Source organism: Mesorhizobium sp. NZP2077 (assembly GCF_013170805.1).
In the GTDB taxonomy this organism is placed as follows: Bacteria; Pseudomonadota; Alphaproteobacteria; order Rhizobiales; family Rhizobiaceae; genus Mesorhizobium.
This window is the reverse complement of sequence record NZ_CP051293.1, coordinates 896,942-914,349: the sequence shown is the minus strand read 5'-3', so window position 1 is coordinate 914,349 and position 17,408 is coordinate 896,942. Positions and strand designations below refer to the sequence as shown.

16 protein-coding genes and 1 tRNA gene are annotated in these 17,408 nt (G+C 63.3%); 8 read left to right on the top strand and 9 right to left on the bottom strand.

Features of this window, described 5'->3' with window-relative positions; genetic code table 11:
• Window positions 1-27 precede the first annotated feature (27 nt).
• From HGP13_RS37740 to HGP13_RS04325, 3 genes are read left to right on the top strand one after another with little or no spacing between them, the layout of a single operon-like run.
• A complete protein-coding gene (locus HGP13_RS37740; RefSeq protein WP_246707277.1) occupies window positions 28-1,047 on the top strand; it encodes a hypothetical protein in 1,020 nt (339 codons plus the stop codon).
• Window positions 989-2,464, top strand: a complete 1,476-nt coding sequence (locus tag HGP13_RS04330; RefSeq protein WP_246707276.1) for a DNA polymerase Y family protein — start codon at window positions 989-991, stop codon at window positions 2,462-2,464. Before HGP13_RS37740 ends, HGP13_RS04330 begins: the two co-directional genes overlap by 59 nt.
• Window positions 2,461-5,808, top strand: coding sequence for an error-prone DNA polymerase (locus tag HGP13_RS04325; RefSeq protein WP_172221977.1), 3,348 nt, complete (start codon window positions 2,461-2,463; stop codon window positions 5,806-5,808). The genes HGP13_RS04330 and HGP13_RS04325 overlap by 4 nt, the downstream gene beginning before the upstream one ends.
• 273 nt (window positions 5,809-6,081) lie before the next feature.
• On the opposite strand, the gene HGP13_RS04320 is transcribed toward HGP13_RS04325, so the two are convergent.
• From HGP13_RS04320 to HGP13_RS04305, 4 genes are all read right to left on the bottom strand, one after another.
• On the bottom strand, window positions 6,082-6,324 hold the full coding sequence (locus HGP13_RS04320; protein ID WP_172221974.1) for a Trm112 family protein: 243 nt from the start codon (window positions 6,322-6,324) through the stop codon (window positions 6,082-6,084).
• A gap of 9 nt (window positions 6,325-6,333) precedes the next feature.
• Window positions 6,334-7,005 carry an LON peptidase substrate-binding domain-containing protein gene (locus tag HGP13_RS04315; protein ID WP_172221971.1) on the bottom strand — a complete coding sequence of 224 codons (672 nt, stop codon included), beginning with the start codon at window positions 7,003-7,005 and terminating at the stop codon, window positions 6,334-6,336.
• A 123-nt stretch (window positions 7,006-7,128) separates the two neighbouring features.
• A complete protein-coding gene (trxA, locus tag HGP13_RS04310; protein ID WP_172221968.1) occupies window positions 7,129-8,136 on the bottom strand; it encodes a thioredoxin in 1,008 nt (335 codons plus the stop codon).
• Window positions 8,137-8,217: 81 nt separating this feature from the next.
• Entirely contained in the window at window positions 8,218-8,715 is a 498-nt protein-coding gene (locus HGP13_RS04305) for a prolyl-tRNA synthetase associated domain-containing protein (RefSeq protein WP_172221965.1), read from the bottom strand.
• Between the two features lie 212 nt (window positions 8,716-8,927).
• Between HGP13_RS04305 and HGP13_RS04300 the strand changes: the two genes are divergently transcribed.
• A tRNA-Gly gene (locus tag HGP13_RS04300) sits at window positions 8,928-9,002 on the top strand.
• A 160-nt stretch (window positions 9,003-9,162) separates the two neighbouring features.
• Here the strand turns inward: HGP13_RS04300 and istB are convergent.
• Together istB and istA are read right to left on the bottom strand one after the other, a co-directional pair.
• Window positions 9,163-9,975: an IS21-like element helper ATPase IstB gene (gene istB, locus HGP13_RS04295; protein ID WP_172221962.1), complete on the bottom strand. Its 813-nt coding sequence runs from the start codon at window positions 9,973-9,975 to the stop codon at window positions 9,163-9,165.
• Entirely contained in the window at window positions 9,965-11,494 is a 1,530-nt protein-coding gene (gene istA / locus HGP13_RS04290; protein WP_172221959.1) for an IS21 family transposase, read from the bottom strand. Before istA ends, istB begins: the two co-directional genes overlap by 11 nt.
• 48 nt (window positions 11,495-11,542) lie before the next feature.
• Here istA and HGP13_RS04285 point away from each other — a divergent pair, with 48 nt between their 5' ends.
• On the top strand, window positions 11,543-11,965 hold the full coding sequence (locus HGP13_RS04285; protein ID WP_172221956.1) for a hypothetical protein: 423 nt from the start codon (window positions 11,543-11,545) through the stop codon (window positions 11,963-11,965).
• A 343-nt stretch (window positions 11,966-12,308) separates the two neighbouring features.
• Here the strand turns inward: HGP13_RS04285 and HGP13_RS04280 are convergent, their stop codons facing one another.
• On the bottom strand, window positions 12,309-12,899 hold the full coding sequence (locus HGP13_RS04280; protein ID WP_172221953.1) for a hypothetical protein: 591 nt from the start codon (window positions 12,897-12,899) through the stop codon (window positions 12,309-12,311).
• 174 nt (window positions 12,900-13,073) lie between these two features.
• Between HGP13_RS04280 and HGP13_RS04275 the strand changes: the two genes are divergently transcribed.
• The gene (locus HGP13_RS04275) at window positions 13,074-13,283 is read left to right on the top strand and encodes a helix-turn-helix domain-containing protein (protein ID WP_172234608.1); all 210 of its coding nucleotides are present in this window, start codon (window positions 13,074-13,076) and stop codon (window positions 13,281-13,283) included.
• On the opposite strand, the gene HGP13_RS04270 is transcribed toward HGP13_RS04275, so the two are convergent.
• Window positions 13,274-13,477, bottom strand: coding sequence for an AlpA family phage regulatory protein (locus HGP13_RS04270; RefSeq protein ID WP_172221950.1), 204 nt, complete (start codon window positions 13,475-13,477; stop codon window positions 13,274-13,276). The genes HGP13_RS04275 and HGP13_RS04270 overlap by 10 nt on opposite strands.
• Before the next feature lie 474 nt (window positions 13,478-13,951).
• On the opposite strand from HGP13_RS04270, the gene HGP13_RS04265 reads away from it, so the two are divergent.
• A complete protein-coding gene (locus tag HGP13_RS04265; RefSeq protein ID WP_172221947.1) occupies window positions 13,952-15,193 on the top strand; it encodes a Xaa-Pro peptidase family protein in 1,242 nt (413 codons plus the stop codon).
• Window positions 15,194-15,201: 8 nt separating this feature from the next.
• On the opposite strand, the gene HGP13_RS37735 is transcribed toward HGP13_RS04265, so the two are convergent.
• Entirely contained in the window at window positions 15,202-15,492 is a 291-nt protein-coding gene (locus HGP13_RS37735) for a hypothetical protein (protein ID WP_246707275.1), read from the bottom strand.
• Window positions 15,493-15,621: 129 nt separating this feature from the next.
• Between HGP13_RS37735 and HGP13_RS04255 the strand changes: the two genes are divergently transcribed.
• A complete protein-coding gene (locus HGP13_RS04255; protein ID WP_172221944.1) occupies window positions 15,622-17,406 on the top strand; it encodes an NAD(P)/FAD-dependent oxidoreductase in 1,785 nt (594 codons plus the stop codon).
• Window positions 17,407-17,408: the final 2 nt, after the last annotated feature.

Below are 17,408 nucleotides of genomic sequence, written 5' to 3'. Positions count from 1 at the left end.
AACAATTGTGAGTGGACACTGACCGTCATGGCGATATCAGCCGTGGCGCGGGAAACCGTTTTTTCCCTGCGCCGCCAGATCGCGAAAATCGAGGGAACGCTGCCGGAGCGCTTGCAGGCGCCGGCTGGCGCGCCGCTTGATGCTGACGCCAATGCCGATCTCACAATCGTCCGGCGCGGCCTTGCCGCAGCCTTGCCGGATGCCTTCCTGCCCATCGGCGTCGAGCGGCTCGATGCCGCTTTGGGTGGCGGCCTGCCGAAAGCCGCGCTCAGCGAAATCCATGGCCTGGAAACCCGCGATGCCGGAGCCGTCGCCGGCTTCGCCCTGTCGCTCACCAGCCTGATCCTCAAGCAGGCGCAAGGGCTGCCGGTGCTTTGGATCGGCACCACGGAAATCTTCCGCGAGGCCGGCTTTCCCTATGCCAGGGGGCTGCAGGCCTCGTTCGGCATCGAGCCCGGGCAATTGCTGTTTTCCGAGGCGCCAAAGCTCGTCGATGCGCTGTGGGTCGCCGAGGAGGCCGCCCGGATGACGGCGCTCGCCGCCGTCATCCTCGAAATCCGTGGCAACCCGCAGCGGCTGGACCTGACCGCGACGCGCCGGCTGCACGCCAGGGCGCAGGCCGCCGGCCGCCCGGTGTTCCTGCTGCGGCAGGCGGCCGCGCCCGAGCCGACGGCAGCGCCCGTCCGCCTCATCCTCGCGTCGGCGCCGGCAACACCACGCGATACCATCGCCGGGCCGCTCGCCGGCTCGATCGGCCGCCCCGCCTTCACCATCACCATCGGCAAGAGCCGCACGGCCCTGCCTGGACAATTCACACTGGAGTGGAACCCCGATGAACGCGCATTCGACGAAAGAAGAGGCGAGGAAAAACGGGAACGGGCAAAGAATCCTGTCGCTGTGGTTTCCCTATCTGGCGGCCGAAAGGATCCTGCGGCAGCGTCTAGGGCGGTCGTGGCGTTCCCGGCCGTCGTCGGATCATACGCCACTGGTGGTCAGCCACCGCCAGGGCAACGCGCAGCGCATTTCGGCCCTCGACGAGCGGGCTGAGGCGCTGCACCTGAAGCGCGACATGGGCATCGCCGATGCGCGCGCCATGCATCCGTCGATCGACATCGTCGAGGCCGATCCCGAGGCCGACCGCCGCCTGCTCGAAGGCCTGGCCGACTGGTGCGACCGCTACACCCCGCTGGTGGCGCTGGACGGCGTGGACGGCCTGTTCCTCGACGTCACCGGCTGCACCCATCTGTTCGGCGGCGAACGCGCCATGCTGGACGACATCCTGTCGCGCTTCTTCCATCAGGGCTTCGATGTCCGCGCCGGCCTTGCCCCGACTCCAGGCGCGGCCTGGGCGGCGGCCCGGTTTTGCGGCGACCGCATCGTTGATGGCGGCGACGAGGAAGCCCTGCTGGCACCCTTGCCGCTCGCCGCACTGCGCATCGACCCGGCAACCCGCGCCAGCCTGGAAAGCGTCGGCCTGCGCACGGCAGGCGCCGTCATGGCCGCGCCCCGCGCGCCGCTCGCCCGCCGCTTCGGCGCCACCTTGCTGCTGCGTCTCGATCAGGCACTTGGCCGTCTCGACGAGGCGGTCTCGCCGCGCCTTCCCGTCGCCCCGCTTTCCGTCGAGCGGCATCTTGCCGAGCCCGTCACCTTGACCGAGGACATCGAACGGCTGGTCGGCCTGCTGGCGACGACCTTGAAGACCGATCTCGAGCGTCGTGGCGAGGGCGCCCGGACGCTGGCTCTGCTGCTCTTCCGTGTCGACGGCGCCGTCAGCCGCATTGCGCTCGGCACCTCACGGCCGCTGCGCGACCCCCGGCTGATCCAGAAACTGTTCCATGAAAGGCTGGCGGCGCTAGAGCAGGACATCGATGCCGGCTACGGCTTCGATCTGGTGCGGCTTTCGGTGCTGGCCGCCGCCGCTTTCGACATGGCGCAGGCCGATCTGACCGGCGACGTGACCGACGACGGCGCCGACATCGCGCTGTTCGCCGACCGCATCCGCGCCCGGCTCGGCGAGGGCGCGGTGCTGCAGCCGGTCCTCGTCGAAAGTCATCTGCCGGAACGCGCCGTCGCCACCATCCCCTTCACCGAGGCGCCGCGCCGAACCACACCGCCGAAGAAGCCGGGCAGACTGCAGGCGCCCAAAACCATCTTCCCCCCGGAGCGGCCGATCCGGCTGTTCCGCGCGCCCGAGCCCATCGAGGTGCCGGCGACCGAAATGCCCGAGGGTCCGCCGCTCAATTTCCGCTGGCGGCGCGCGCTCTACCGCGTCACCCGTGCCGAGGGTCCGGAACGCATCGCCGCCGAATGGTGGCGTGAAGCGTCAAGCGATCCGCTCACATCGACCCGCGACTATTTTCGCATCGAGGATGTCGACGGCCGCCGCTACTGGCTCTACCGGCAAGGCCTTTACGGCAACCCGCAGGTGCCACCGCGCTGGTTCATGCATGGCGTCTTTGCATGAACGCGCTGACCGTCATCCCCTATGCGGAGTTCGGCATCCAGTCGAATTTCTCCTTCCTGCGCGGCGCCTCCAAGCCGGAAGAACTGGTGGTCGCGGCCAAGCTGACGGGCTTTTCCGCGATCGGCCTTGCCGACCGCAACACGGTGGCCGGCGTGGTGCGCGCCTGGCAGCAGGCCAAGGTCGAAAAGCTCGCCTATCACCCCGGCTGCCGGCTGGTTTTTGGCGACGGCACGCCGGACATTCTCGCCTATCCCAGGGATCGCGCGGGCTGGGGGCATCTCTGCCGCATGCTCACCCAGGCCAATCTGCGTGACGAGACCGAAAAGGGCGCCACCCTGCTCCAGCGCCGCGACCTCTTCGAATGGGGGGACCTGATGTCGCTGGCCGTCCTGCCCGATCTGGCGGCGGACGCTGAAGACAGCCTTGCTTTGCTCCGCCAGCTCAAGGACCGCTTCGGCAGGACCCTGCGGCTTGGCGTCTCGCCCTGTTATGCAGGCAATGACCGGTTCCGGATCGAGCAGGCGGCGGCGTTGGCCGAAATTACCGGCATCCCGCTGATGGCGACCAACGATGTCCTCTACCACACCGCCGAACGGCGCCCGCTGCAGGATGTGCTGACCGCGATCCGCCTCAACACACCCGTCGCCGAGGTCGGGCTGGAGCTCACCGCCAATGCCGAGCGCCATTTGAAGCCACCGCTGGAAATGGCCCGCTTGTTCCGCCGCCATCCGCAGGCGCTGGCCGAGACGCTGCGCTTTGCGGAAGAGCTGACCTTCTCACTCAGCGACCTCCAGTACAACTACCCCGACGAACCGACAGAATCCGGCCTTGGCCCGCAGGCAGAACTGGAAAGACTGGCACGGGAAGGTGCGGTCAGGCGCTTCCCCGGCGGTGTCCCGGCCAGCGTCATAAAACGCATCGAGGAAGAGCTCGCTCTGATCGAGCGTCTCAACTACGCGCGCTACTTCCTGACCGTCTACGACATCATCAAATTCGCCCGCAACCAGAACATCCTCTGCCAGGGCCGCGGCTCCGCCGCCAATTCGATCATCTGCTTTTGCATCGGCATCACCGAGGTCGGGCCGGACAAGATCGATACGCTGTTCGAGCGCTTCATTTCCGAGGAGAGGAACGAGCCCCCGGATATCGACGTCGACTTCGAGCATGAGCGGCGTGAAGAGGTCATGCAGTACATCTATACGAAATACAGTTCCAAACGCACCGCGCTTGCCGCCGCCGTCATCAGCTATCGCGGCCGCTCGGCGCTGCGCGAAGTCTCCAAGGCGATGGGCCTGTCGGAAGACGTCAGGGCGTCGCTTTCCGGCTCGATCTGGGGCTGGTCGACATCCGAGCTTGGCGAGAAGGAAGCCCGCGCCGGCGGCCTCGACCGCAGCGACCCCACGTCGCGGCATGTGATGGAGCGGGCCAACGAGATCATGGGCTTTCCCCGTCACCTCTCCCAGCATGTCGGCGGCTTCGTCATCACCAGGGACCGGCTCGACGAGATCGTGCCCATCGTCAAGACGGCGATGGACGAGCGCAAGATGGTCGAATGGGACAAGGACGATCTCGACTCGGTGAAGATCCTCAAGGTGGACATCCTGGCGCTCGGCATGCTGACCTGCCTCCAGCGCGCCTTCACCTTGCTTGCCGACCACTATCCGAAGGCACGGGATCCATACGGGCAACCCTATGTGCTGGCCACTCTGCCGGCAGAGGATCGACGCGTCTATGACATGATCTGCCGCGCCGATACGCTCGGCGTCTTCCAGATCGAGTCTCGCGCACAGATGTCGATGCTGCCGCGGCTCCAGCCGCGCGATTTCTATGACCTTGTCATCGAGGTGGCTATCGTTCGGCCGGGCCCGATCCAGGGCGATATGGTCCATCCCTATCTGCGCCGCCGGCAAGGCAAGGAGAAGGCGGAATATCAGAAGGCGGAATTGAAAGAGATCCTCGGCAAAACGCTGGGCGTGCCGCTGTTCCAGGAGCAGGCGATGAAGATCGCCATCGTCGCCGGCGGCTTCAAGCCGGGCGAGGCCGATGAACTGCGCCGCGCCATGGCTACCTTCAAGCGCACCGGCACGATCGGCAATTACCGCGATCGTATGATCAATGGCATGGTCGGCAAGGGCTACACCAGGGACTTCGCCGAGCGCTGCTTCAAGCAGATCGAGGGTTTCGGCGAGTACGGCTTTCCCGAAAGCCATGCCGCCTCCTTCGCCTTGCTCGTCTATGCCTCGTGCTGGTTCAAGACCTTCTATCCCGACGTGTTCTGCGCCGCGATCCTGAACGCGCAGCCGATGGGATTTTACCAGCCGGCGCAATTGGTGCGCGACGCGCGCGACCATGGCGTCGACATCCGCGACGTCGACGTCAATTTCTCCGTCTGGGACTGCACTTTGGAAAAAGCGCCTTTCGATCCGGCCCGCATCCTGCCGCGCCATGCCGAGATGCGCGGTGTGATCGAGACGAGCCATGCGTTGCGGCTCGGTTTCCGGCAGATCAAAGGCCTGTCCAAGGAACGCATGGAGCAATTCGTCGCGCGACGCGGCTCCGGCTACTCGACCGTCCGGGATGTCTGGCTGCGTTCCGGCCTCGATGTCGACGAGATCGAGCGGCTGGCGCAGGCCGATGCCTTCCGCTCGATCGGCCTCGACCGCCGTGCCGCGCTGTGGGACGTGCGCGCGCTGGGCGCCAGGAGTGCGGCCGAAAAGCTGCCGCTGTTCGACCAGCCGGCGTTGCGCCTTCGCGAACTGGAACCCGAGACGAAGCTGCCGAAAATGCCGCTCGGCGAGCATGTCATCCACGACTACCGCTCGCTCGGCCTGTCGCTGAAGGCGCACCCGGTCGCCTTCCTGCGCGAGCGGCTCGACCGCGCCGGCGTTACCCCCAATGCCAACCTGCCATCGGTGCGCGACGGCAGGCGGGTTTCCGTCGCCGGCCTGGTGCTGGTGCGGCAGCGCCCGGGCAAGGGCAACGCGATCTTTCTCACGCTGGAGGACGACAACGCCGTCGCCAATGTCATCTTCTGGGAGCGAACTTTCACCCGCTTCCGCCCCATCGTCATGGGCGCGCGGTTCGTCAAGGTCAGCGGCAAATTGCAGTCGGAATCCGGTGTGGTCCATATCGTCGCTGAGAAGGTCGAGGATCTGACGCCTTGGCTCACCGTGCTTCTGGAGAAGGTCAGCGGGGCCGGGCTGCCGGCCACGCGACACGCCTCCAGCGACGGTCCGGATCGCTCCAGCCAACCCGCGATACAAAACGCGCCAGCTAGGCAGGACCTCGCAACACTGTCGGAAGAAGCGGAAAGCGTCATGCCCAAGGGACGGAATTTTCAGTAGAGCTGCGGCGCACGGGCTTTCTGCACGTACCTTCGTCATCCACGGGCGGAGCAGGAGCGCAGCGGCGTCGCGGAGACCCGAGGATCCATGCCGCGACAGCGATCAAAGAATGCCACGGTCCAGAATTGCGTCTCTATATCGTGGGAAGAAAAGGCACCTGGTTCTGGCCCGCTTTCGCACGTCACATACGTCGCGGCATGGATCCCAGGGTCTCCGCGACGCCGCTGCGCGGCTGCTCCGCCCTGGGATGACGAAAGGAGGGCGCTCTGACACTCAACCCGGCCCACCCAACCTCGGCGGCGCCAGCACATCCTCCGCCGACAGCGTCCGCGCCTCCGAAGGCAGCATGATCGGGATGCCGTCACGCACCGGATAGGCGAGCTTGGCGACCCGCGAGATCAGCTCGCCCCGCTCCGGATCCCAGGCCAGCGGCCCCTTGGTCAGCGGGCAGGCCAGGAGCTCCAGCAGCTTGGGGTCGACATTGGCTCTCTTTCCGTCCCGTTCGTCCGCCGCCATCGCGCCCTCTTATTGTAAGCTCGAGCCAAAGTCCTCATTCTCGCGCGCCAATGCCATTTCGGTGATGGCGATCAGCGTTTCGGCCCGCGTCTTCAGGTCCGCCGCCTCGAGCAGCGCCTGTTTCTCGGCCGGCCCGTAGGGCGCCATCATCGACAGCGCGTTGACCAGCATGGCATTTTCGGCGCGGCTGACGCTTTCCCAGTCGGCTTCGAGATCATTGGCCTGCAGATAGGCGCGAAATGCCTTCAGCAGCGCCGGCCGATCGATCTCGTTCGCCGCCGGATCGTCATCGAGATCGGCGAGGAAGGGCGCGGGCTTCGCCTGGCGAAACGGCGTCTTGACCGTCAGTTCATGGGCGATGCGGAAGCGAAACACGCCTTGCAGCGAAATCAGGTAACGGCCGTCGCCGGTTTCGGAAAAGGCGATGATGCGGCCGGCGCAGCCGACATTGCACAGCTCCGGCTCGCCATCGTCGCGCAGCCCACCGTCGAGACGGGGCTGGATGACGCCGATCAGCCGCGAGCCGGCCACCGCTTCATCCACCATCTGCAAATAGCGCGGCTCGAAGATGTTGAGCGGCATGCGGCCGCCCGGCAGCAGCAGCGCCCCCTCGAGCGGAAAGATCGGGATCGTCGACGGCAAATCCTTGGCGAGCCGATAATGCGCGTTTCCCGCTTGCACCTCATTCCTCCGATCGACTTCTTCCGCCTCCCGCCACAGGGAACCTCGGCCTGCCGAAGTCAGGTACCTAATCTGGCGCGGCCACCGCCGACGCCAAGCCCATGCGACGATTGAGCCGCCGGCTCAGGAAAACAGCAGCGCCGACAATTTGCGCCGAGCAGCCAGCGTCGCCTCGTCGGTCATGCCCCAGGCCTCGAACAGCTGCAGCAATTGCGCCCTCGCGCCATCCTCGTTCCAGCTGCGGTCGGCCTTGATGATGGCCAGCAGATTGTCTGCTGCCGCCGTGCGCTCGCCCCTGGCGTTCTGGATCATGGCCAGATCGAAACGCGCCTGATGGTCTTTGGGATTTTCCGCCAGGCGGCGCTCGAATTCGGCCGGATTGCCAAGCGCTGCCGCTTGCGCGGCCAGCGCCATCTTGGCGCGCACGGCGGCAAGCGCCGGCGCGTCCTTCTTGGCCTCGGGTGCCGTTGCCAGCAACGCCTCGGCGCCTTCCGTGTCGCCGGCCTCGAACAACAGATCGCCCAGCCCGGCGATCGCCTCGATCGTCTCAGGCGCCTGCGCCAGGACGGCGTCAAAAATGTCGGCGGCGGTCTGCATGTCGCCGGCATCGCGCGCCTCGGTCGCTGCCGCCAGTGCGTCGGCGACGGCAGGCGCGCCATTGCCCTTGCCGCCGACCTTGGTGATGAATTCGTTGATCTGGCTCTCGGGGATCGCCCCCATGAAGCCGTCGACCGGCTGGCCGTCCTTGAAGGCGATGACCGCCGGAATGGACTGGATGCCGAGCTGGCCGGCGATCGAGGGGTGATCGTCGATGTTCATCTTGACCAGCTTGACCTTGCCGCCGGCGGCCTTGACCGCCTTTTCCAGCTGCGGCGTCAGCTGCTTGCAAGGCCCGCACCACGGCGCCCAGAAATCGACCAGCACCGGCTGACGACGCGATTCCTGGATGACGTCGGCGGCAAAGGCGGCGGTCGTCGTGTCCTTGATGACATCGCCGGCGGGGGCGGCAGCCGGCGCACCGCCAAGCGCGACCTTTGCCGGCGCTGGTGCGGTTCCGCCATACTGCACGGTGGTGGCATACTGGCCGCCACTGCTGCCGAATGACCCGCCAAACGGCTTGTTGTCGCTCATCTCGTCACCCTTTCGGTCGCGCCGCCGGTCCGCCGGTCGCCGCCGTGTCATTGGAAGTCGGTTTCGCCATGCATGTGGCGATCATGCCGAGACTTTCAAGATAGCAGCATCATGCCCGGTTGCCTCGACGAATCTGATGAGATCGGCCGCGCCGATCGATGTCGTCGCCTCATTGGTCAGCGGATGCGCGTTGATGACGGCATGTTCCATCAAATCCTTGTCGAGCACCAGCTTCACACGCTTTGCCGTGTCGTTGATGACGCCGAAGACGGTAACGGCGCCCGGCGAAACGCCCAAAAGCTCCATCAGCATCTCCGGCTTGCCGAAGGAAACACGGCTGGCGGCGCCGATCAGCTGGTGGACCTGCTTGAGATCGACGACAGCATCCTCGCCGACCGTGACCAGGAAGAAATTGTCCTTCTTGTCCTTCAGGAACAGGTTCTTGGTGTGCCCGCCGGCGATTTCGCCGCGCAGCGCCTGCGAATCGGCCACCGTATAGAGCGGCGGATGGCGTATCGTCGAAACGGCAATGCCGAGTTCGGCTAGAAAGGCAAAAAGTTCGGCTTCGCTCTTCGGCATCGATCTTCTTCTTCGTCCAATTCCTGCCTTGCCGTTTACGGCCAATGCGGTGGCCGACACAAGACCATCGCGCAACCGCGTGGCAAAATCCGCGCGGCGCGGGCGGTTTGCCGGCGTCGCCCAGGACGTTGCAAAAAGCCTGCGATTTCCCTGTTGCAATCGCCGCGCTCTTCAGCCATATAGGCCCGGCTTGCGGCCAAGACGCCGTGTGAGCGGGTGTAGCTCAGGGGTAGAGCACAACCTTGCCAAGGTTGGGGTCGAGCGTTCGAATCGCTTCACCCGCTCCAGTTTTCCTAGGGAAATCAAGCAATTAAAGCGGCTGCCGAAAGGTGGCCGTTTTGCGTTCTATTCCTGGTGTCCACCGGGTGACCACTGCTGTGTGATCTCAAGGATGTTGATTTCCACTGAGAAGTGACCCGGCATTTCCACCGAGAAGTGACCCGCCTGTCATGTATGTTTCGGTTCGGGGTTTACGGTCAAGGTTCTGGCTTTCTCCTTCGCTTTTTTGGGCTCGTGTGCGGAGCTGTTTTTGAATCGGAAGCTATCGTTTCCGGTTTCCAGGATGTGGCAATGATGGGTCAGCCGGTCGAGTAGCGCGGTTGTCATCTTGGCATCGCCGAAGACGCTGGCCCATTCGCTGAAGCTGAGGTTGGTGGTGATAATGACGCTTGTGCGTTCGTATAGCTTGCTCAGCAGATGGAAGAGCAATGCTCCACCTGATGCACTGAACGGCAGATAGCCAAGTTCGTCCAGGACGACGAGATCAGAATGGACGAGGCGATTGGCGATCTGGCCGGACCTTCCCTGTGCCTTCTCCTGTTCCAGCGCATTGACCAACTCGACAGTCGAGAAGAAGCGAACCCGTTTGTGATGATGCTCGATGGCCTGCACGCCGAGAGCGGTCGCAATATGGGTTTTGCCTGTTCCAGGGCCGCCGACGAGCACGATGTTGTTGGCTTCGTCGACGAACTCGCAACGATGAAGTTGCCGCACCAGTGCCTCGTTTACCTCGCTGCTGGCGAAGTCAAAGCCGTTGAGATCACGATAGGCTGGAAAGCGAGCTATCTTGAGCTGATAGGCTGTCGACCTGACCTCGCGTTCTGCCGTCTCGGCCTTCAGCAGTTGCGACAGGATGGGAATGGCGGCTTCAAACGCCGGCGCTCCCTGTTCGGTGAGTTCGCCTACAGCTTGCGCCATACCGTGCATCTTCAGGCTCCTGAGCATGATGACGATTGCGCCACTGGCAGGATTATGACGCATGGCGCACCTCCAAGGCCTTTCTCAAAGCATCGTAGCGTTCGACATTGGCCTTCGGCTCGTTGGTAAGCGTCAAAGCCTGAGGAGCGTCGATGGTGGGGGGTGTGAGGGATTTGCCATCGACCAGGCGATGAAGCAGATTCAGCACATGGGTCTTGGTGGGAACACCGCCCTGCAATGCCATCTCCACGGCGGAGAGCACCGCCTGCTCGTCGTGCTGAAGGACAAGTGCCAGGATGTCGACCATCTCGCGATCGCCGCCGGGCTTCTTGAGCAAATGCTGCTGCAAAGATCTGAATGCATCGGGAAGTTCGGCAAAAGGTGCTCCGTTGCGAAGGGCGCCTGGTTTGCGCTGAACAACAGCCAGATAGTGCCGCCAGTCATAGACCGTCTGTCCTGGCCGATCATGTGAGCGATCGATGATGCGGCGATGCTCACAGATGATCAAACCTTCCGCGGCAACCACGACACGATCTGGATAGACCCGCAGGCTCACGGGCCGGTTGGCAAAGGACGCCGGCACGCTGTAGCGGTTGCGCTCCAGATGTATAAGGCAGGTCGGAGACACCCGCTTGGTGTATTCGACAAACCCATCGAAGGACCGTGATGTCGGCATCAGAGACTGGACTTCTTCGGTCCAGACGTCATTGATGGTCCCCCTCATTCGCCCATGTGGCGTCTGCTGCCACAACACCCTGCAACGCTGCTCAAGCCAGTCGTTCAGGGCATCCAGCGAGGGAAAGCGTGGAATGGGCTGCCAAAGCCGGTGACGTGCGTCCTGAACATTCTTCTCGACTTGTCCTTTCTCCCAACCCGATGCGGGATTGCAGAACTCGGGTTCGAACAGATAGTGGCTGGCCATTGCCATGAAGCGGACATTGACGTCGCGCTCCTTGCCTCGTCCGACCCTGTCGACCGCCGTCTTCATGTTGTCGTAGATGCCGCGCCGGGGAATGCCGCCAAACACACGGAAAGCGTGATTGTGCGCGTCAAACAGCATCTCGTGCGTCTGCAGCAGGTAAGCCCGAACAATGAAGGCACGGCTGTAGCTCAGCTTCGTATGGGCCACCTGCAGCTTGGTGCGCTCATTGCCGATGATTGCCCAGTCTTCGGACCAATCGAACTGGAACGCTTCGCCGGGCTCAAACACCAAGGGAATGAAGGTCCCACGGCCGGATGTCTGCAACTCCCTTTGCCGATCAGCTCTCCAATCCCGGGCAAAGGCCGCCACCCGATTGTATGAGCCCTCATAGCCAAGGCTGATCAGATCAGCGTGCAGCTGCTTGACGGTTCGCTTCTGCTTGCGAGACCTGTTGGCTTCTGTCTTCAGCCAGGCAGACAATCGGTCGGCAAAGGCATCGAGCTTGCTCGGCCGGACCGGCACCTTGAACTTCGGCTCGACGCCATCAGAACGCAGATATCTGCGAATGGTATTCCGCGACAGGCCGGTCCTGCGGCTGATCTCACGGATCGATAATTGCTCTCGAAAATGCCAGCGTCGGATCACGCTCAATAACGCCATGTCGATCACTCCATAACCCCCGCTGAGACAGCAAGGGGTGGTTCAAACATGGGTCAATTCTCGATGGAAATATCCTCCAATGCCGGGTCACTTCTCAGTGGAAATCAACAAGCCATGCTGACTAAAAGTGGATGGCAAGATATTGCCGAGTTCGGCAACAAGTTCATTGCTCACGCTGCCGACGAGCATTCGCGCGGTACTTTGTTGGACGGTCAGGACGGCTTCTCTCTCGACAAGCTTGCACGCTGCCACGAGGGCATTTGCCGCGCCGCAGCGGCGATATATGGGCCCCTCCTGTGGGAGGGATCGAGCGGGTTGCTCCCCATCCCCCAGTTTAATCATTTCGACAATCTTGAGGCCGCATGGCTCCTGCCTCAGGACATCGAGACGCTTTCCGCATTTTGGGATGCGCATGTCGAAAATGTCGAGTCGTGGACTGAGAGGGATCCGCTCGAAGAAAGGCCAGACTGACAGCCGGCGGTCCTCCTTTGCCGTGCGCAGGAGGAAGCCATAGTGCACATTGGTTAGGGATCCCGTCGCGCCGAGACAATCGCAACGATGTTCACGACTGAGCCCGTCGCTTCCAGGCTGATCGCCGCATCTCGGAAACCAGGGGTTCGCTTGTGCGTGGTTTGATTGGCAACATCAATGGCCGAGCGCGCGTGCTTTATGAGTTCCTCGACCGCGCCGCCTACAAGCTCGACTGCGATTTACGCCTCTATCATCCTCTTGAAGTCTGAAGGGCCAAGGCCTTGCTGTCGAGGATCGGTGTCGTGCGGCCACGAAAACTTCGTTGGCCAATCAAAGAAGGCCCTCACTCCGCCTTAATGCGCAACACGGAGCTACGGCCTAAACGAAGGTTAGCGGCCTGCTTTTCCAGACCGATCATGTCTGCCGCCATCGCTTGATATCGCCTGCAGTCCGTCTGAACGACGGATCGCTCAGGCCGTCCAAGGGGAGGGCTCCCGGCGATTTTTTTCAAGTCGTCAAGGACCGATGCAATGTGCGGCCAGGGAAAGTCTGTTGGATCGTCAATGTCGCGATCTGCGCCGGCGATGATTTCAAGCTTGGCAACAATGCCCAGAAGCGACCGCGCCTGGATGCAAGGAAGATTGTCTTGGAGCTTTAAGGCAGCAGTCGCGGCCTCGACTTCCGCTTGGCAGGCGATCGAATAGCCGACCTTCTCATCCATCGCATCCGGGGCCGCAGCATCGAGAACGCGCCTCTCGAGACGTTGTTGAAGTCGGCAAAGGACGTGCGAAGCATACTCTGCCCGCAGCCATTCTCGCTGCAGTAGGATGGCAGGGTCTGAATCGTCGAAATATCCATACGCGTTTGAGACCTGCCGATCGCGGCGGCTGTGCGTGACGGAAGCCAAAGTCGTGCTATTGTCGGAATCAGTCATGATCCGAGCTCCTCGCAGCTTGGGCGTGGCAAGGCTGCTGAAGGTGGTAATAACACCGTCAGCAGCCGCAGTAAGCGACTCCCATAATCGTATCAGGGTTACGATATCTCAGGTGACGATGCAGATCAACATAAATCGTATCGATGTTACGAAATGAACGTCGTCCAGTGCAAAATGGCGCGTGTCGCCCTCGGTTGGGGGACGAGAGACTTGGCTCGGAATGCTGGAGTTTCACCTGATACCGTCGCCCGGTTTGAACGGGGAGAACAACTAAAGGGCACTACCGTCGCGGCACTTCGGAACACATTTGAGGCTGCCGGGGTCGAATTCATTCCAGAGAACGGCGGCGGCCCTGGTGTTCGTCTGTCTCGCAATCAGACCTGACGCTCTTGTCGCCATGCACCTGGATCGCCGACCCATCGATTGACATCGGATTCCCGCCAGCCCACCCCGTTGATGCTTAACTTGATCTGAGCCGGGAACGTGCCTTCGGCGATCTTGCGATCGATGGTTGAACGGGACAGGCCGGTCCTGGCAAGGACGGTTTTGAGGCGTACAATACGATCCGGCTCGGACATAGCTTGCCTGCTTCTCAGTGGTTGTTGCTGGTATCTACTGGGACAGACAGAGCGAACTGATTCTCGACGCAATCGAAGTTGCCGCTTCGTCTATCTATGGCGTGCAGCCGGCGGCAAATCGGCTTGCCTTAGATCCCAATGCCCCGACCCTTACCTATGCCATGGCTGAATGCGAGTTCCGCGCCCAAGCGACGACCCGAATCCACGTTGATGCCAAGCTCGCGTTTGCGGTTGCTCGAGACGATCAAGTAGCGGTTTCGCCGTTCGATTGGGTGTGGACTGGGTCTACCATCATCGCATGCCTCGACGATTAGCGGAACGCCGCCCTTTTCCTTCGTCATCCACGGGCGGAGCAAGGAGTGCAGCGACGCAGCGCAGACCGAGGATGACGACGCTGGGGAGGCATCACAGCAACCGGCTTGATTGTCTGCACCCACAATGCTCCGTTGCCGCTTCGGACATCCGGAGAAAGACATGACGGGCTTTGTCGACCGCCAGCGCGCCGCGCAACTGATGCAACGCGCCGGCATCGAAGCACTTGTGCTCTCGGCGCCCGAGGCCTTCCACTATGCGACCGGCGCGTGGATCGGCCCGGCCGGCCTGTTCCGGCGCGCCGGCGGCGGCTTCGTCGTCATCCCGGCCAAACCAGACCTGCCGATCGGTGTTGTCGTCGCGGACTTCAACGCGGCGCAGCTGCGGCTCGCCGCGCCCGAAGCGGTTGTGCGTTCGCACCCGATCTGGATCGAGTCCGCACCTGTGGAGACAGGCGCTCACGGTCTTCTGGCCGAGCGCATCGAGGCCGGCCTGGCCTCGCTTGGCCGTGCGCCGGATTTCTCGCGGCCCGCGACCTTCGATCTCGCCGGCTCGGTGCGCCAGTTGCAAACCTTGCTGGACGACTTCGGACTGGCGCGCGCAACGCTCGGCATCGACCTCGACTTTATTCCAGCCGCCGATTTCGCGGCCATCCAAGCACTGCTACCGGGTTGGCCGATGGTCGACGGCTCACCCGTGCTGGACAGGCTACGAGCCATCAAGTCGCAGCGCGAGATCGATCTCCTGCAGCAAGGTATTTTTCTGTCGGAGGCCGGGCTGGAGCGGCTGCAGGTGGACGCGATGGCCGGCATGCGCCAGGCTGATCTCATCGCGCTCTACCGCAAAGGCGTCGCCGACGCCGCCGCCGGGCTGTCACATCCGGTCGTGACAGCCGAATATGTGACGCTGGGCGCCCGGGCCAAAAGTGCCGACGCCAGGGCCATGGCCGGCGATCCCTTGAAATGCGACATGGTCTGCACGGTCGGCTTCTACGCCTCCGACATGTCGCGCAATTTCATCTTCGGGCCGCCTTCCGCCGACCAGGCAGAGCTGCACGCGATCGCCGAGCGCGCCTTCGAGGACGGGCTGGCGGCGCTGATCCCCGGAAACACGCTCGCCCATGTGCACCGCGTCACCGCCGACAGCCTGGCGCGGCGGGGCCTGCGCTCCTACCGCCGCGGCCATTTCGGGCACAGCGTCGGCCAGTCGGTCTTTTCCGAGCAATGGCCGTTCATTGCAGCCGACAGCGAAGTCGTGATCGAGGCCGGCATGGTGCTGGCCTTCGAAATCCCGCTCTACATAGACGGCCTCGCCAGCTTCAACCTCGAGGACCAGTTCCTCATCACGGCGGATGGGCCTGTTGCGATGAACCGGCTGCCGAGGCGGCTGGAGACGATTGGGTAGCGGGGGTTTCACTCCGGAGATTGGCCGAGGCCCTTCCACGACGGGAAAGGTTCTGCCGTTCCCGCCCATTTGGCGTTGTAGCGGTCGATGTCGGTCTCCGACATGTCGTAATAGCCGAACGGGCACGGCAGTTGCGTCGGCGTCGGCGTGATGAAAAGGTCGTAGGCAGTGAGATCGCCGACAATGTCGCGGGCGACCTGGCGGAGCTGCTCGACATCGCAGATGTGTGGCACGATGAAAGGCCGGCGACGCCGGGACGCTGTGAAGCAGCGGGGAAACCCGGCGGGTGGATCGTCCATCGCCCGGCCCTTCGCAGGCTCAGGGCGTTCGAAGCTCGAAAAGCCAGGCAGTTGGCTTTTCGTCCGCTACGCAGACCGCTTCTCACCCCATAAGGCGGCCGCGCCAATGTGAAACGAAAGAGGGAAGACATGCTCGATATCGCACCAACGAAACAGGCCGCCGCATGGCTCGACTCCCTGGCCCAAGCGCTCGCAGCCGGCGATGCGACGGCGGCGAGCAACCTCTTCGTCGACGATTGCTACTGGCGCGATCTTCTGACCTTCACCTGGAACGTCACGACGATGGAGGGGCGCGAGGCCATCGCCGACATGCTCAAGGCAACGCTGGCGACGACCAAGCCAACGGCTTGGCAGCTCACCGGCGAAGCGACCTCGGACGAAGGCACGATCGAAGCCTGGTTCACATTCGAGACCGCGGTGGCCTGGGGACAAGGCATCATGCGGCTGCGCGATGGCCGCTGCCGCACCCTGTTCACGGCGATGACCGACCTCAAGGGGTTCGAAGAGCGCAAGGGTGCGGAACGGCCGCTCGGCGTGCGCCACAAGGCCGACCCCGAACGCGAGACCTGGTCGGAAGCGCGGGCGCGAGAAACGCGCGAACTCGGCGCCTCCGAGCAGCCCTATTGCCTGGTCATCGGCGGCGGCCAGGGCGGCATCATGCTGGGCGCGCGACTGCGGCAGCTCGGCGTGCCGACCATCGTCATCGAGAAGAATGCAAGGCCAGGCGATTCCTGGCGCAACCGCTACCGCACGCTCGTACTGCACGACCCGGTCTGGTACGACCATCTGCCCTACATTCCGTTTCCGGAAAACTGGCCTGTCTTCACGCCGAAGGACAAGATGGGCGACTGGCTGGAAATGTACACGCGCGTCATGGAGCTCAATTACTGGGTCGCCACCAAGTGCCTCAGCGCCTCCTATGACGAGACCGAGAAGGTCTGGACCGTGGTGGTCGACCGGGTCGGCCGCCACATCACGCTGAAGCCGAAACACATCGTCTTCGCCACCGGCGCCTATGGCCCGCCGCGAAAGATCGACCTGGCCGGCGCGGATCAGTTCAAGGGCGAGCTGCTGCATTCCAGCCAGTATTCGAACGGCGACAAATTCCGCGGCAGACGCGTTGCAGTCATCGGCGCGGCAAGCTCCGGTCATGACGTCTGCGTCGATCTCTGGGAAAGCGGCGCCGACGTAACCATGATCCAGCGCTCGCCGACGACCGTGGTCAAGTCGGACACGCTGATGGAGGTCGGCTTCGAGATCTTCTCGGAAAGCGCCTTGGCGCGCGGCATCACGACCGAAAAGGCCGACATGATCGTCGCCTCGACTCCCTTCGCGCTGGTGCCCAAGGGCCAGCGCGCGCTCTACGAGGTGATCAAGGCGCGCGACGCGGCCTTCTACGACCGCTTGCGCACCTCAGGCTTCGCCATCGATTTCGGCGACGACGAAACCGGCCTGCTGATGAAGGCCTGCCGCACCGGCTCCGGTTATTACATCGATGTCGGCGCATCGGACCTGATCATCGACGGCAAGATCGGCATCCGCAGCGGCGTCGCCATCAAGTCGCTGACGCCGAAGGGCATCCTGTTCGAGGACGGCAGCGAAATCGAAGCCGACGCCATCATCGCCTGCACCGGCTACCAATCGATGAACGAGAATGTCGCCGCACTCGTCTCACGCGAGGTCGCCGACAAGGTCGGTCCCTGCTGGGGCCTTGGTTCGGGTGTGAAGGGCGACCCCGGCCCCTGGCAAGGCGAGCTGCGCAACATGTGGAAGCCGACGGCGCAGGAAGCGCTGTGGTTTCACGGCGGCAATTTGGCGCTGTCGCGGTTTTATTCGAAATATGTGGCGCTGCAGATCAAGGCGCGGATGGAAGGCATCGAGACGCCGGTTTATGGAAAGCCGAGCAACGCCTGATC

Bases quoted from the DNA above. Each gene is read 5' to 3' on its own strand.
- HGP13_RS37740 (WP_246707277.1), top strand. From the start codon at position 28: ATGGCGATATCAGCCGTGGCGCGGGAAACCGTTTTTTCCCTGCGCCGC.
- HGP13_RS04325 (WP_172221977.1), top strand. From the start codon at position 2,461: ATGAACGCGCTGACCGTCATCCCCTATGCGGAGTTCGGCATCCAGTCG.
- HGP13_RS04320 (WP_172221974.1), bottom strand. From the start codon at position 6,324: ATGGCGGCGGACGAACGGGACGGAAAGAGAGCCAATGTCGACCCCAAG.
- trxA (WP_172221968.1), bottom strand. From the start codon at position 8,136: ATGAGCGACAACAAGCCGTTTGGCGGGTCATTCGGCAGCAGTGGCGGC.
- HGP13_RS04305 (WP_172221965.1), bottom strand. From the start codon at position 8,715: ATGCCGAAGAGCGAAGCCGAACTTTTTGCCTTTCTAGCCGAACTCGGC.
- istB (WP_172221962.1), bottom strand. From the start codon at position 9,975: ATGCGTCATAATCCTGCCAGTGGCGCAATCGTCATCATGCTCAGGAGC.
- istA (WP_172221959.1), bottom strand. From the start codon at position 11,494: ATGGCGTTATTGAGCGTGATCCGACGCTGGCATTTTCGAGAGCAATTA.
- HGP13_RS04285 (WP_172221956.1), top strand. From the start codon at position 11,543: ATGGGTCAATTCTCGATGGAAATATCCTCCAATGCCGGGTCACTTCTC.
- HGP13_RS04280 (WP_172221953.1), bottom strand. From the start codon at position 12,899: ATGACTGATTCCGACAATAGCACGACTTTGGCTTCCGTCACGCACAGC.
- HGP13_RS04275 (WP_172234608.1), top strand. From the start codon at position 13,074: ATGGCGCGTGTCGCCCTCGGTTGGGGGACGAGAGACTTGGCTCGGAAT.
- HGP13_RS04270 (WP_172221950.1), bottom strand. From the start codon at position 13,477: ATGTCCGAGCCGGATCGTATTGTACGCCTCAAAACCGTCCTTGCCAGG.
- HGP13_RS04265 (WP_172221947.1), top strand. From the start codon at position 13,952: ATGACGGGCTTTGTCGACCGCCAGCGCGCCGCGCAACTGATGCAACGC.
- HGP13_RS37735 (WP_246707275.1), bottom strand. From the start codon at position 15,492: ATGGACGATCCACCCGCCGGGTTTCCCCGCTGCTTCACAGCGTCCCGG.
- HGP13_RS04255 (WP_172221944.1), top strand. From the start codon at position 15,622: ATGCTCGATATCGCACCAACGAAACAGGCCGCCGCATGGCTCGACTCC.